The sequence below is a fragment of the Mongoliitalea lutea genome, assembly GCF_014652135.1.
GTDB lineage: Bacteria > Bacteroidota > Bacteroidia > Cytophagales > Cyclobacteriaceae > Mongoliitalea > Mongoliitalea lutea.
In genome coordinates this window covers 127,833-142,406 of sequence record NZ_BMYF01000003.1, presented here as the reverse complement: position 1 = coordinate 142,406, position 14,574 = coordinate 127,833, and the positions used below count along the sequence as shown (strand labels likewise).

Annotated in this window: 14 protein-coding genes and 2 tRNA genes; 8 read left to right on the top strand and 8 right to left on the bottom strand. The window is 39.8% G+C overall.

The genetic code is table 11. The annotated features are described in order from the left end of the window. Positions 1-24: 24 nt before the first annotated feature. Positions 25-96 (bottom strand) — tRNA-Glu (locus tag IE080_RS03490). A 53-nt stretch (positions 97-149) separates the two neighbouring features. After that, positions 150-221 (bottom strand) — tRNA-Glu (locus IE080_RS03485). A gap of 189 nt (positions 222-410) precedes the next feature. Here IE080_RS03485 and gap point away from each other — a divergent pair. Beyond that, positions 411-1,400, top strand: a complete 990-nt coding sequence (gene gap, locus IE080_RS03480) for a type I glyceraldehyde-3-phosphate dehydrogenase (protein WP_189579055.1) — start codon at positions 411-413, stop codon at positions 1,398-1,400. On the opposite strand, the gene IE080_RS03475 is transcribed toward gap, so the two are convergent. Both IE080_RS03475 and IE080_RS03470 read right to left on the bottom strand, forming a co-directional pair. Beyond that, entirely contained in the window at positions 1,397-1,735 is a 339-nt protein-coding gene (locus tag IE080_RS03475) for a hypothetical protein (protein ID WP_189579054.1), read from the bottom strand. The two genes, gap and IE080_RS03475, sit on opposite strands and share 4 nt — an antisense overlap. A gap of 8 nt (positions 1,736-1,743) precedes the next feature. After that, a complete protein-coding gene (locus IE080_RS03470) occupies positions 1,744-2,964 on the bottom strand; it encodes a BaiN/RdsA family NAD(P)/FAD-dependent oxidoreductase (RefSeq protein ID WP_189579053.1) in 1,221 nt (406 codons plus the stop codon). Positions 2,965-3,241: 277 nt separating this feature from the next. Here IE080_RS03470 and IE080_RS03465 point away from each other — a divergent pair, with 277 nt between their 5' ends. The 6 genes from IE080_RS03465 to IE080_RS03440 all read left to right on the top strand — a co-directional run bounded on the left by IE080_RS03465 (position 3,242) and on the right by IE080_RS03440 (position 9,842). After that, entirely contained in the window at positions 3,242-3,928 is a 687-nt protein-coding gene (locus IE080_RS03465) for a molecular chaperone DnaJ (protein ID WP_229800480.1), read from the top strand. Between the two features lie 8 nt (positions 3,929-3,936). After that, positions 3,937-5,271, top strand: a complete 1,335-nt coding sequence (locus IE080_RS03460; protein ID WP_189579052.1) for a YfcC family protein — start codon at positions 3,937-3,939, stop codon at positions 5,269-5,271. 28 nt (positions 5,272-5,299) lie between these two features. Next, positions 5,300-6,328 carry a patatin-like phospholipase family protein gene (locus tag IE080_RS03455; protein ID WP_189579051.1) on the top strand — a complete coding sequence of 343 codons (1,029 nt, stop codon included), beginning with the start codon at positions 5,300-5,302 and terminating at the stop codon, positions 6,326-6,328. Beyond that, positions 6,325-7,341: an L-glyceraldehyde 3-phosphate reductase gene (gene mgrA, locus IE080_RS03450; RefSeq protein ID WP_189579050.1), complete on the top strand. Its 1,017-nt coding sequence runs from the start codon at positions 6,325-6,327 to the stop codon at positions 7,339-7,341. Before IE080_RS03455 ends, mgrA begins: the two co-directional genes overlap by 4 nt. Positions 7,342-7,431: 90 nt before the next feature. Beyond that, positions 7,432-8,556 carry a pyridoxal phosphate-dependent aminotransferase gene (locus IE080_RS03445; RefSeq protein ID WP_189579049.1) on the top strand — a complete coding sequence of 375 codons (1,125 nt, stop codon included), beginning with the start codon at positions 7,432-7,434 and terminating at the stop codon, positions 8,554-8,556. A 59-nt stretch (positions 8,557-8,615) separates the two neighbouring features. Continuing rightward, positions 8,616-9,842, top strand: a complete 1,227-nt coding sequence (locus IE080_RS03440; protein WP_189579048.1) for a DUF4236 domain-containing protein — start codon at positions 8,616-8,618, stop codon at positions 9,840-9,842. Here the strand turns inward: IE080_RS03440 and IE080_RS03435 are convergent. From IE080_RS03435 to IE080_RS03425, 3 genes are all read right to left on the bottom strand, one after another. Continuing rightward, positions 9,828-10,187 carry a hypothetical protein gene (locus IE080_RS03435; RefSeq protein WP_189579047.1) on the bottom strand — a complete coding sequence of 120 codons (360 nt, stop codon included), beginning with the start codon at positions 10,185-10,187 and terminating at the stop codon, positions 9,828-9,830. The two genes, IE080_RS03440 and IE080_RS03435, sit on opposite strands and share 15 nt — an antisense overlap. A gap of 108 nt (positions 10,188-10,295) precedes the next feature. Then, entirely contained in the window at positions 10,296-10,553 is a 258-nt protein-coding gene (locus IE080_RS03430) for a YtxH domain-containing protein (protein WP_189579046.1), read from the bottom strand. 103 nt (positions 10,554-10,656) lie between these two features. Next, on the bottom strand, positions 10,657-11,796 hold the full coding sequence (locus IE080_RS03425; RefSeq protein WP_189579045.1) for a DUF1573 domain-containing protein: 1,140 nt from the start codon (positions 11,794-11,796) through the stop codon (positions 10,657-10,659). A gap of 29 nt (positions 11,797-11,825) precedes the next feature. On the opposite strand from IE080_RS03425, the gene trpS reads away from it, so the two are divergent. Next, positions 11,826-12,800, top strand: a complete 975-nt coding sequence (gene trpS, locus IE080_RS03420; protein WP_189579044.1) for a tryptophan--tRNA ligase — start codon at positions 11,826-11,828, stop codon at positions 12,798-12,800. An 89-nt stretch (positions 12,801-12,889) separates the two neighbouring features. Here trpS and IE080_RS03415 read toward each other — a convergent pair whose 3' ends face one another. Continuing rightward, positions 12,890-14,440 (bottom strand): AbgT family transporter, encoded by a 1,551-nt coding sequence (locus IE080_RS03415; protein WP_189579043.1) that lies wholly within the window; start codon positions 14,438-14,440, stop codon positions 12,890-12,892. Positions 14,441-14,574 lie beyond the last annotated feature (134 nt).

The following is a 14,574-nucleotide window of genomic DNA, read 5'->3' as shown; positions in this document are numbered from 1 at the left end:
ATGGAAGCAAACAATGCATTGTAGTAGTCCGTACGGGAATCGAACCCGTGTTTTATCCGTGAAAGGGATACGTCCTAACCCCTAGACGAACGGACCATTTATTTTTTCAAGGGGCAAAAAAAGACACTGATAAACAGTGCCTTTTGTAGTAGTCCGTACGGGAATCGAACCCGTGTTTTATCCGTGAAAGGGATACGTCCTAACCCCTAGACGAACGGACCATTTTGTTTGAGAAATACCCCCTTTTGAAATGGTGATGCAAATATAGGAAGTCCATTTTATATTCCAATAGGCTGCCAAAAAATATTTGGAAACAAACCTTCAAATTACTGAAAATTAGGACAAAAAATTATTTATAGGGTTTCATTCCCAACTTTATTAACTTCGCCGCCTGTAAGCTTTAGACCCAAATGAAAAAGAAACGAGTTGCAATTAATGGTTGTGGTAGGATCGGTAGGTTGACATTTAAACTCTTATTGGATTGTGATGATTTGGAGCTGGTGGCAGTAAATGATCTGACTAATCCAGAGACCTTAGCACATTTACTTCAATACGATTCCATTCATGGGAGGTACCCTCACCCTGTTCTAGTGGAAGATGGCTTCCTCCATGTCAAAGGCAGGAAAATAAAAATCTTCGCTGAAGCAAACCCTGCTAATATCCCATGGCATGAATTGGCTGTTGATGTAGTCTTAGAATCCACAGGCAGATTTACCCAAAGCACGGATGCTGCCAAACACCTCCAAGCCGGAGCAAAAAAAGTAATCATCACCGCCCCCGCCAAAGGAGATATCCCAACAGTGGTCCTTGGGGTCAATGACCATATCTTGACAGGCAATGAATTAATCATTTCAAATGCCTCCTGTACGACCAATTGCTTAGCTCCAATGGTCAAGGTCTTGGATGAGCATTTTGGCATAGCACATGGCTTTGTATCCACTGTGCACTCATACACCAATGACCAAAACCTGCATGATGCTCCTCACCGGGACTTGAGAAGGGCAAGAGCAGCGGCATATTCCATCATTCCCACCACAACCAATGCAGCTATTGCAACTGAATTGGTATATCCTACTGTAAAAGGGAAAATAGAAGCATCGGCCATGCGTGTTCCTGTTCCGGATGGTTCATTGACAGATATGATTGTGAGCTTGGAAAAAACCACCACTGCCGAGGAAATCAATAAGGTATTTAAAATAGCTTCAGAAACTAATCTGAAGGGAATACTATCCTACTGTAATGACCCTATTGTATCTATAGACATCATTGGAGACCCTCACTCCTGTATATTTGATGCAGGTCTTACTTCCGTCAAAGGGAATCTTTGTAAAATCGTGGGATGGTATGACAATGAAGCCGGGTATTCCAACCGCTTGGTAGATTTGGTTCGAAAAATTTAAGCTTCTACTAATGGTTTAATGTAGGCAATTGCTTGGTCAACTTGCTGTCTAAATAAAATCAAATGATCACGAAATTCGGGGGAAAAGCCATTTTCCTCCAAAATAGCCTTTCCTTCATACACAATTCTTGTAAGCTCATGCATTTCGAATAGGGATAGAGAAGGTTTCACTTTATGCCTGATTTCTTGGATAGCAGCCATATCATGTTCCCGAGCCCCTAAAATGTATCTTTCTTTGAACTCATTCAAAGAGTTATAAAGTGCAGTTACCAACTCATTTTTGAATTCGATATCTCCCTCTGCAAGAACGTCGATTATATTTAAATTAATAGGCATATTCTCAATTATGGTAATTTTTGACTGCTTTGACCAGCGAGATAACCAGTACTCCACGCAGCTTGAAAGTTAAATCCTCCAGTTATCCCATCAATATTCAATACCTCACCAGCAAAAAACAAACCATTTATCAACTTACTTTCCAGGTTCTCTGGATTTACTAAGCTAAGATCAATACCACCTGCTGTCACAAATTCTTCTTTGAAGGTCGTCTTTCCTTGAATAGGTACAACATAGCAAAAAAGATTTTGAACAAGCTTATTGAAGAGTTTTTTTGATAAATTTTCCCAAATCTGCTCCTCAGTAATACCTGATTCTGCTACAAAAAAAGCCCAAAGCCGTTGAGGAACACCAAAAAGAGAATTCGTGCAGATTTTCTTCTTCGGGTGCTTCGCTTTAAAAGCTCCCAAATTTAAGATCAAATCTGACTCTGTCCAATCAAACCCCCAACGAATATGTGCATTGGCAGTGTACTGCATTTCTGCTAGCCATTCAGCTCCAAAAGCAGAAAGCTTGAGCACTGCCGGACCACTGATACCCCAATGCGTAATCAGCACTGGACCACGATATAGGAGTTTGGTACCTTCCAGTTTCACAGAAGCATCCCGCATGGATATCCCCATCAAGGATTTCAGGGGTGATTGAGGGGTATTGAATGTAAATAGTGAGGGTATAGGATCCACGATGGTATGTCCAAGCTTTTGAATGAATTCATAACCAGAAGATTTTGGACTGCCTCCTGCGCATATGATCAGTCGATCAAAAACGAATTTATTCTTGACCGTTTGCACTTCAAAAGTTTCACCGTGTTTTACTATTCCTTGCACATGCTCATTCAACTTCACTGAGATGTTTTTTTGAGTAGCTTCATTGACTAAGGCATCAATGATACTTTGGGAGCTATTGGTCACGGGAAACATTCGGCCATCTTCCTCTGTCTTGAGCGCTACTCCCCTACTTTCAAACCAATCAACCGTATCTGGCATAGCAAAATGACGAAATACTTTTTTCAAAAAATTAGCCCCTCTTGGGTAAGACTTGACCAATTTGGAAATCTCAGGAGCTTGATGGGTGACATTGCACCTGCCTCCTCCTGATATTTTGACTTTTGACAAAACTTTAGAGGTTTTCTCCAGAATTGTCACCTCTGTATGGATAGATGCTGCATGAATTGCAGAAAAATAACCTGCCGCACCTGCACCAATGATTCCAATTCTTAATTTTTGCATACCCTATTTACCTGCTGTTAAGGCCTCTAAAACTCCTACTCTCACAGATTATTTGATAAAATGAATTCAAAATTACAATCAAAACTGTGAATCAACCATCAAATGATGGGAATTTTTGCAGAAAACATGCGGTTTAAAAAACAGATTAGTGCTATGTTTGATTGTTAGTTCATAACACATGAAAGAATACTGGAAGTCAATGAATATACTAAACCCAAAAACACATCTTAAAATAAGTTTTGCATTCATTTTTATAAGCTGTTACCTGTTCGGAAACTTGGAAGCACAGGTACGCCCCAATCTTGGCAACACCTCCCGACTCATGAACAGTGCCTTAACAGAAATGGAAAAGGGTGATTATCAAAAAGCCAATACATTTTTTAGACAGATCATCGAAAGCAATCAGCCTATTCCTCCTGAAATGCCCTATTTCTTTGCGGAGACCTTATTTCAATTGGAACAGTACGATAATAGTCAAAACTTCCTCTCAAGATATCTTCAAATAAATGGATTCAGGGGAGAAAATTACCAAAAAGCTAAAGACCTAGAAGAGCGGTTAAAAGAACCACTAAAAGCCATACAAGCTTGTGATTTGTGCGATAGAAGAGGTTATCGCTATGCTTTGTGTACCACCTGTGAAGGAGAGAAAAAAATCTCTCAACCCTGTAATTACTGTAAAGGACGTGGGGCAGTTGGCTGTAACCGATGTTTTGGAAAAGGTTTGGTAACCCGAAGAAATATATTCAACATCGTAGAATACCATGAATGTGGTCAGTGCAGCGGTCAGGGAAAACATACCTGTCCACAATGTGAAGGAAGTTTAGAAGAAGTCAGTGATTGCCGCAGTTGTAATGGTTTGGGGAGAATGGTAGAAGAAAATATCTGTAACCACCAAGCTGCACCCAAGCATATGTCGCTTGTATTCCAAAAATTGCAATCTTTGCATGCGAATACAAACGAGTAACCCAACCCATGAAGAAACTTTCCTTTCCGCATCCTTTGATAATCATGCTGAGCTTTGTTTTTATTGCTTCAGCACTTACTTACCTTGTGCCTGCTGGTACATTTGAACGGGTGTTGGATGAAAGCACAGGCCGTGAGCTTGTTGTCCCCGGAAGTTACACTGCACAAGGCTCCCAACCTGTCAGCATTGGAAAAACGTTTTTATCCATACCTGAGGGAATCATTGAAGGGGCTGAAGTAGTGGTATTAATCCTCATCATTGGAGGTGCTTTTTACGTAGTGGATCAAACAGGTGCTTTTCAGTCGGGATTGGAAGTTTTAGTGCATCGATTTAAAAATGCTAAATCCTCTCTCCTCATTATCGTTGGAATGCTGTTTGCCACAGCAGGCGCTTTGAACGGTTTGCAAGAGGAAATCATCGCCATGGTTCCTGTATTGATGATTTTGGTCGGGAAAATCGGATATACTCGAATAGCAGGCGTTGCCATAAGTCTGGGATGTGCGCTTATAGGTGGCTCTTTTGGTCCTACCAATCCATTTTCAGTAATTATTGCCCAGAAAGTTGCCAATGTAGATGTGTTTTCAGATGGACTATACCGAATGGTATTTTTTATCATTGCATTGACAATATGGATTGCTTATGTCATTAACTATGGCAAAGACAAACAAGCCATTGAGACCACTCAATCTGGAAATAAGCAGGAGTTGTCATGGAATCATAGCCTTATTCTTGTGCTTGTGGCACTTACGTTTACTGTCATGATTTACGGTTTGACTAACTGGGATTGGGATTACAATGAAATGTCAGCTATCTTTTTTGTATTGGGCATGAGTGCCGGTATTATTGGTAAGCTGGGTGTCAATGGAACAGCCAAAGCCTACTCCGCTGGTTTTGCCGAATTGGTATTTGCTGGGGTGATTGTAGGCTTGGCACGAAGCATCTACCTTGTGCTTCAAGAGGGTCAAATCATCGATACCTTGATTTTGGGGCTTTTCAATCCTTTAGAAAATCTACCAACAGCCTTATCTGCATTTGGAATGCTGATAGCGCAGGCAATCCTCCATATCCCCGTACCAAGCACTTCAGGACAGGCTGTATTGACCGTGCCTTTATTGAGTCCATTGGCCGATTTGATTGGAATGTCCAGACAAGTAGTGGTATTAGCCTATCAATATGGGGCAGGGATGATGGATTTGATCACACCAAGCAATGGCGGATTGATGGCTATTCTTACCGCTGCTGGGATCTCCTACAAAGACTGGATAAAATTTGCATGGAGACCCTTTTTAATTATTTTCGGAATTGCCTCTATATCAGTAGTATTAGCAGTATTTTTATTGTAAATTAGGGGACCACTAACCATCTTTTACAATGAAAAAAGTAGCTATCCTCTCCATTGATGGAGGAGGTATTAGAGGTATTTTACCTGGTACCATCCTCAGCAAAATCGAACAAAAAATTCAAGAACGCACACAAAACTCCCAGGCACGGCTCCTTGACTATATTGATTTTGTAGCTGGTACAAGCACAGGAGGAATCTTAGGGTGCGGTATGCTAATTCCAGACAGGAATAATCCACACCGACCCTTGTACTCCATGTATGAAGTTGTCCAATTGTATTTAGAAAATGGGGAAGAAATATTCAAAAAACCCTTAGGGCACAGGTTAAGGACTTTATTTGGATTCAAAGAGGAAAAATATCCAAATACTCAACTAATTCAAACACTTAAAACATATTTTGGAGATACTTATCTCAGTGAATTATTGAAACCTTGCCTATTTACCGCTTATGATATCGAAGCTAGGAAAGCTAGCTTTTTCAAATATGGAAAAGCCTGTGACCATGAATCCTTTGACTTCTTGGTTCGGGATGTGGCACAAGCGACTGCGGCCGCTCCAACTTATTTTGAAGCTGCCCAGATTTTATCCAGAAAAGGAGTAGCACATGCCTTGATAGATGGTGGAGTATTTGCCAATAACCCTGCGATGTGTGCATATGCAGAAGCCAGAAAATGTGATTTTGGTGATATTCATAGACCAAGCTCCAAAGATATGCTGATGCTTTCTGTAGGCACTGGAAGCGTTAAGGAATCCATACCATTTGAGCGGGCCAAGCGCTTTGGTTTGGTACAATGGATAAGACCATTGATAGATATCATGATGTCCGGCAATTCAGAAACAGTTTCCCACCAATTAGAGTGGTTATTTGATGCAGGAAACAATCCAGAAGGTTATATTCGCATCGAACCAAGCTTACACAAGGCTAAACCGGATATGGATGATGCCTGCAAAGAAAATATGAAAGCTTTGGAAGAAGCCGGAGAGTTTTATGTAACAGAAAATGCTGATTTTATCGATACAATCGTGCGCAAATTAATAGATAACAAAACCCCCTCATGAGAATAAACGACCACAATCCACTACCAACTTACAGTGCTAATCCTGACCGCTATGACCATATGCACTACCGCAGATGCGGGAATAGCGGCATTCAGCTCCCGCTTCTTTCCTTGGGTCTATGGCATAACTTTGGTCATAATGGAAACTTTACTGAAATGCGTCAGATTATTCGGACCGCTTTTGATTCAGGAATTAACCACTTTGACTTAGCCAATAATTATGGTCCACCCTTTGGATCGGCTGAGGAAAACTTTGGACGGATTTTGACAACTGATTTGAAAGCATACAGAGATGAATTGATCGTTTCCTCAAAAGCTGGTTGGGACATGTGGCCGGGACCTTATGGGAATCTAGGGTCCAAAAAATATCTTATCGCGTCTTTGGACCAGAGCCTCAAGCGCATGGAGCTGGACTATGTAGATATATTTTATCATCATCGTCCTGACCCTGATACACCCATGGAAGAAACGATGGAAGCATTGGCACTGATGGTCAAGCAAGGAAAAGCGCTCTATGTGGGTATTTCCCAGTACAGTGCAGAACAGACCGTTCAAGCCTACGAAATCTTACAATCGATGGGAGTTCGACTATTAATCCATCAACCACGATACAGCATGTTTGACCGATGGGTTGAAAATGGGTTATTGGATGTACTCCGTGAAAAAGGAATTGGAGGCATTGCATTTTCTCCCTTGGAGCAAGGTATTCTGACAGATAAATACCTTAATGGCATACCCGATGACAGTAGAATAGCCACTGATGGCAGGTATCTGACCCAAAACAATTTGACACCGGAGATTTTGAATAAAGTTCAAAACCTAAATGTAATCGCTCAGCAACGAGACCAAAAAATGGCCCAGATGGCTTTAGCTTGGATTCTAAGGAAACCAGAAATTACATCTGTTCTCATAGGCGTTAGTAATCCAAAACAGCTCCAAGAAAATATCGCTACCTTAGAAAATCTGCACTTTAGCGAAGAAGAAATTCAGGCAATTGAATCCATCTTAGCATAGTCAAAACAAAAATCAACCAAACATCCCAAGGAATTTGGAAGTGGTCATTGATTCTAGTAGCTTATTGCATCATTAAGGAAGAAATAATCTATGAAACTATCGAGAAGACAATGGCTTAAAAGTGCAGGCATCATTAGTGGAACCACACTCTTGACAGGTGCGCAGGCCAGTAGCTTATTGACAACGGAAGAAGTCAAGAAATTCAATCCTAGAAAATTAAGTCTTCCCATCCGTCTTGGCAGTAATGAGAACCCTTATGGTCCATCCGAAAAGATGAGAAAAGCCATGATAGATGGTTTTGAGTTAGGTTGTCGCTATCCTTGGTCCTACAATACTGCACTACGGGAAAAAATCGCTCAAAAAGAAGGAGTCCCAGCTGACCATATAGTTCTAGTAGCAGGGTCTACCGAAGGATTAAAAATCACTGGAATTACTTACGCTGGACCCGGGGATGAAATTATTTCAGGCTTGCCAACTTTTTTATCCTTGATGAACTATGCTGAAGTCTGGGGTGCCTCCATTAATTGGGTTCCTTTAAATAAAGAGTTCGATTACGATTTGGAGGAAATAGAAAAAAGGATTTCCTCCAAAACAAAGTTAGTCTTTCTTTGCAACCCAAATAATCCTACTGGTAAACTCCTACCCGCTCAGCAAGTATTGGATTTTTGTGAATCTGTCAGCAATAAAACCATGCTCTTCAGCGATGAGGCTTATTGTGATTACATAGAAGACCCCAATTATCCTTCCATGGTAGAATTGGTAAAAAAAGGTAAAAATGTAATTGTATCCAAAACACTTTCCAAAGTTTATGGTCTGGCAGGAATCCGCTTGGGCTATCTGGTAGCAAGACCGGATATTGCAGAAAAGCTTTCAGAGCGCGTAGTTGCCAATACAAATATTATGGCGATTGAGGCAGGAAAGGCAGCCTTAGATGATCAGGAATTTTATCAATTTAGCCTCAAAAAAAACCTTGAATGCCGTAAGCTAATTGAAAACACATTAGATCAACTGGGATTGGAATATTTACCCTCACAAGCAAATTTTGTATTCTTTCATGCGAAAAGGGATGTATCCAAGCTTGCAGATGAATTTATGAAAAAAGGAATTATTATCGGACGCCCATTCCCTCCTCTCAACGATTGGTGCAGGATAAGTACAGGCACTGTAGAAGAGGTTCAACTGTTTAATCAAGCAGCCTTGGAAATCTTGGGGTAAATCTTTGTTTCAGGATTTTCGTAGGATTAGGGAAAATTTGTTGCAACTAATTACTGTCTATGCCTTTTTATGTAAGAAAAGGACTGAATTTTGGTCCTTTACGAGTAAATTTCTCTAAATCAGGAATTGGATTATCTGCGGGTGTTACCGGCGCGAGAATCGGTGTAAACTCACAGGGTCGTGCCTATGTTCATGGGGGAAGACATGGCTTGTATTACCGAAAAAGTTTGGGCAATGTTACTGGCGGTAAAGGCGGGAATTCTTCTTACCGGGCAACTGTTGAGCGGCAATCAGCTATCGAACTATTTCAAGATACAGGATTAACCTTTCCTCTAGTAGGCGTTCAAAAAGATGAGCTTAACCTTCCAGCTTTAAACAGAGAAGTGAGTAAAATTCCTTTAGCTATTGCAGGCTTTATTGTACTGTGGTTTTTATTTAATCCTTCAATTTTGCCTGGCATAGGATTGCTTGTAGCAGCTGCTTTGGTCTATTATTGGTATCAGCAACAGGAACAGCAAAAATTAATCTGCAAAGCATTCGAAGTACTCAAGGATTTACCTGTAAGAGAACAGACAGCTGAACAATGGCAACAACAAACTGAAAGAATTAAAGAAGCGAACCAAGCATCATTGGCTTTACATACCGCTTTTTGCTGGCTGGAAAACCAACTTTCCGAAGGTCAATTAAAGAAAATTCAAAAAGAACGCTCATTTCTGCCTATTCAAGAAAAACAAATAGAAGCCATCACCATATACCTCTACCAAACTATCGTGGATGAATCATTGGCAGACCATCAATTATCTGATACAGAAGAACGCTTACTTTGGGAAATAGAAACTACGTGGAAATTGCCACTCGACAAGATTCAAGAAGAAAAAAATCTAATCGTTCAGTTTAAAGAATTGAGAACTATTCAGGAAGAAGAGTTACGACCAATAACTTTCAGCAGAGAAATGGTCCGTGCTGAGGAAGGCTATTTTGAAGGTCATGGCAAATTTTTAACAAAACGGATTTTGAATTCATGGCAGGAAAATCGTCAGCGTATCAAAGAAGTAGGCTATGTGGTAGACCTTGAGGGAATTTTAAGAATCAGTAACCGACAAATTGAAATCCAAGATAGACACCAAACAAGGAGCTATCCTATTAAACAACTAATGGATATCACACTTTCATTAGAAGATGGAGTGCTCGAACTCACATTTCAAAATCGAAAAAATCCAGTTATTCTAACGAGTGATGAACTAATGAAAATTTCAGGAATACTTGGTAAATTAACGCTCGTCTGACACTTCTGACTCACTTGATTCTCCTGGAAAGAAAGGAAAAACAGATGGGGAGATAAAACTATTAGAGCGCTTAAGGTTATTTTCTTTAAGATAAAATCTTCTGAATTCATCATCCACTACCTTTACCCCTTCTTCTGTATCCTGATTGAAACGAAGCTTCCTCTTAGTTACCAAATTAAACAAAGGCAAACCTAATCTTGACAAGGGGATAATACGTTCTTCAAACTGAGGGTTTTGTTGATTGAGGAGAAGATTAATCCCAAATGGAGTAAAAATCACAAAAAGCAAGCGCACCTGTCCCCTAACGACTAACTGACTTTGAGAGTCATATTGTGTAAATAACAATGGATGCTCAAAGTTAAGTATTTTTATATCAAAAAAAACACTTTTTGAATATAAAAAAACGTATCACAAAAAAAAGAGTCCCGAAGGACTCTTGTTCATTTAATAAAATTATTTTGTTAGTTTCTCAGCTTCCAATTTGGCTTTTTGGGCCAGCTTTTCAACTTCATCGGATGCTTCACTTACTTTTTTGGTCAAACCATCAAAGTACCCATTCAATTTGCCAGTAACTTCGTCAAAATATTCTCCACTTTTCTTGCTGATTTTTTTTCTTGTTACCTCTCCTTTTTCAGGAGCTATTAAAATACCGATTTGAACACCTACAACTGCACCAACTAGTGCACCTAAAATAAATTTGGTAGAACTCATAACAATTATGGTTTTTTGGTTAGAAATGATTTTTGTTAGGACTAATTTCCTACTCTCTTTACATCAAGAGTCATACCATTATACGAAAATCTTACATCAAAGTTTATTTAATCATACTTCTAAGCGTAATTGTTCGGACGGGATTGATAGGATCATTGGTAAAAAGTGTGATATGTTTATGGTCTATACCTTGTCTACCCTTAGGGTCAAATGTAATATTAATTTCAGCTTTTCCGCCGGGAAAAATTTCTTTCTCTTCCAAAATCACATTGACACAATCACAATTGGTACTGACCTTACGGATCAATAGTGGTTCTTGCCCTAAATTGCTCAAAACCAATGAGCGCTGAACTGTACGAGAGGAACTGATCTCTTTAAAATCAATATCGGGCTCTGATATTAAAAGCCTTGGAACTATCTTTTCCATACTTTTGGGAATAGGCTCAAAAAATTCAAAAACTGTTCCCATGAGGTTTAAATCAATGGATGTATTAGACTCTTCAACCAGAATTTTTACATTTTCTGAAAAAAAACCTAAATCACCTAGCTTTTCTGCATTTACAGTAACCGCTAATAAAGCTCTGGCGGAGGGTGCCACCTTGGTTGGCTCCAGATTAAATTGGACATAAGCAGGCCATGGCTGTTCCATTAGATCCTTAAAGGAAACAGAGTCTTTACCAAAGTTGTACACATCGTAAAATTTAACTTTAGGTTCATTAGTGAATAATTGCCCAACGTTAATCGAAGGCAACCTAAATCCTAGACCACCCTTCTTATACGGAAAGTTTCTCCCGGCATCGTCGATAACCGGAAAATTAATCCCCTCCAAAACCAAGGTATCTCCATAAATATCCAAGTTTGTACGTACCAAAATTAACTTCGAAAAGTCTCCCCCTCGATAATCTGATTCATAGCTTACTTTAAGACTGAGTAATCCATCAGTCACTAAGGTATCACGACTGTAATCAACCAGCGTACAGCCACAATCCGTAATAACGTCCGTGATAAACAAGGAATCAGCATGAGGGTTTGTGGCCAAAAACTCCACAGTTGTAACGCCATTTTCAGCCAAAACAGGGCCTAGATAGATTGACTTTTGTTGCCAATTCAATAGTTTTCGTTCAAGTTCCTGAGCATCAGCAAGATTGTAAGAAACTAAGAATATGAGAAAGAAGATGGAGTGTTTTAAAGCATGATTCATATGCGCAAATAACGTTAAAAATCGAGCGAATTGTACCTGCATTTCCTTAATTTGCAGCAAAATTTAATGAAATGGCAAGAGTTTTAACAGGCATACAAAGTTCAGGCAGGCCACACATGGGCAATATTTTGGGGGCAATCGTTCCCGCAATTAAGCTTACCAAGGATACTTCCAATGAGTCTTTTATTTTTATAGCAGACTTTCACTCACTGACATCTATCAAAGATGGCGCATTGAGAAAAGAAAATACCTTGGCAGTAGCTGCTGCATGGCTTGCTTTTGGATTGGATATTGAGAAAACCGTATTCTACAGACAATCCATGATTCCTGAGGTGGCTGAACTCACTTGGTATCTTAGCTGCTTTACACCTTTCCCCATGCTAGCCAATGCACATAGCTTCAAAGATAAATCTGATCGTCTCGCTGATGTGAACGCTGGATTATTTACCTATCCAGTTTTAATGGCTGCTGATATCTTACTGTACAGTGCAAATATTGTCCCAGTAGGCAAAGATCAATTACAGCATTTGGAAATGGCCCGTGATATCGCAAGTTCTTTCAATCACCGTATGGAGGAGGAAATACTGACACTGCCCGAGGCTAGAATTTCCGAGGAAGTAATGATTATCCCAGGGACCGATGGGCAGAAAATGAGTAAGTCTTACAATAATTATATTGACATCTTTCTTACGGAAAAGGAACTGAAAAAAAATATCAACAGTATTGTTACAGACTCTACTCCATTAGAAGAACCAAAAGAACCGGATACCTGTAATGTGTTCAAGCTATACAGTCTGATTGCTGATGCGGACCAAACACAAGCTTTGAGAGAGAAATACTTGGCCGGTAACTTCGGTTATGGTCATGCCAAAAAGGAGTTTTTGGATCTTATCCTCACGAAATACCAAGATGAAAGAAAAGCCTTTGATTACTATATGAGCAATCCTCAAGAATTGGAGGCAAAACTAGCTGCAGGGGAAGAAAAAGCCCGTCAAGAAGCTCAAATCATCCTAACGAAAGTCCGTCAGAAGTTAGGATTTAGATAAAATAAAAACCTTGATTGACACAGCAACTATATTCAATCAAGGCTTTAAAATATTGAAACAACTCACAGATTATCTGCGAGTTGTTTTTTTTAGAATCCTATATATTCATAAGAAGCTTGGATACCCAAAGGAATTCCCAACGCCCAATATAATAAGAGGAATAAAGTCCAAGCAACCAATAATACCAAAGAATACGGAATCATAATGGACACCAATGTTCCTATACCTGTAGACTTCACATACTTTTGACAGAATACTACAATCAACGGAAAGTACGGAAGCAAAGGCGTGATGATATTGGATACTGAATCCCCCACTCTATAAGCAGCTTGTGTCAAATCCGGTGAAATACCCAATTGCATCAACATAGGAACAAAAATCGGACTGATCAATGCCCATTTAGCCGATGCAGAGCCTACCAGCAAATTCACAAAAGCAGTCAGTAACAAGATCCCCACAATCGTCACCTGCCCCGGTAACTGCAAGGATTGTAGAAACTCAGCACCTTTCAATGCCGTCAAAGAACCAATTTTAGACTGAGTAAATGCATCAATAAACAAAGCACAGAAAAAGGCCATAACAATGTAATAAGACATGCTTCCCATGGACTTGCTCATGGACATCACCATATCTTTCATAGAAGCGTAAGTCTTGGATGCAAAACCATACACCATCCCGGGAATCCAAAAAAGCACAAAAATGAGCGGTACGATACTTTTCATCAACGGTGCATCCCCTGCCGTGATCTCACCTACAGGATTTCTCATGGCTGAGGTTTCGGGAATCACCCAAATGACCAATAATACCACCCCAGCAAACAAAGTCCCAAAAGCCTTCCAAAAAGCCTTTTTCTCGGCTGCTGTGATGGCATCCATTTTTGGTACATCTTCCAAGTTTTCATCCACGGGCACATTTTTTTGTAACCTTGGTTCGATAATTTTATCTGTAATAAACCATACCACTGCAATCACTACTATGGAAGATAAAGAAGTGAAATAGTAGTTGTTTAAGGGGTTTAGGACAATATCTGGATCAGTGATCTGGGCAGCGGATTGAGTAAATGATTGAATCAACGGATCAATACTTGATGGAATAAAATTGGCTGAAAAACCACCTGAAACCCCTGCAAAAGCCGCTGCAATGCCTGCCAAAGGATGTCTCCCTGCTGCATAAAAAATCACCCCGCCCAAGGGAATTACCAATACATATCCTGCATCGGCAGCCGTATGACTGACTATACCAACCAAAACCAAGATTGGAGTTAACAACATTTGAGGAGTCACACCCAAGACATATTTCAATCCAGCATTTATAAATCCACTGTGTTCGGCAACCCCTACGCCTAGCATTGCTAACAAAACCACTCCGAGAGGAGCAAAATTGATAAACACTGATGTCATATTGGCAAAGAAAGCTGCCATACGATCCGCTTGAAGCATATTTTGAATCCTCAAAGCTTCCCCTGTACGAGGATCAAATGCATTAAAATCAATAGGAGCTAATAGTGCAGAAATTATCCAAGTGAGAATCATCAAACCCAAAAACAAGATCGCAGGATCGGGTAATTTATTTCCTGCTTTTTCGATGATGTCAAGAAATCGGTCTAAAAAACTCTTCTTTCCAGTTGTAGAATTTGTCATAAGTAATTCGAGTGTTTTGCCAAAAATAAGAAGCTTGTCGCATTATCAAAGAATTATCAAAAGACTATCGGTTGATTTTTGCTTAAACCATAAAAAAAGGAATGCCTAATAGACACTCCTTACATTAAAAATAA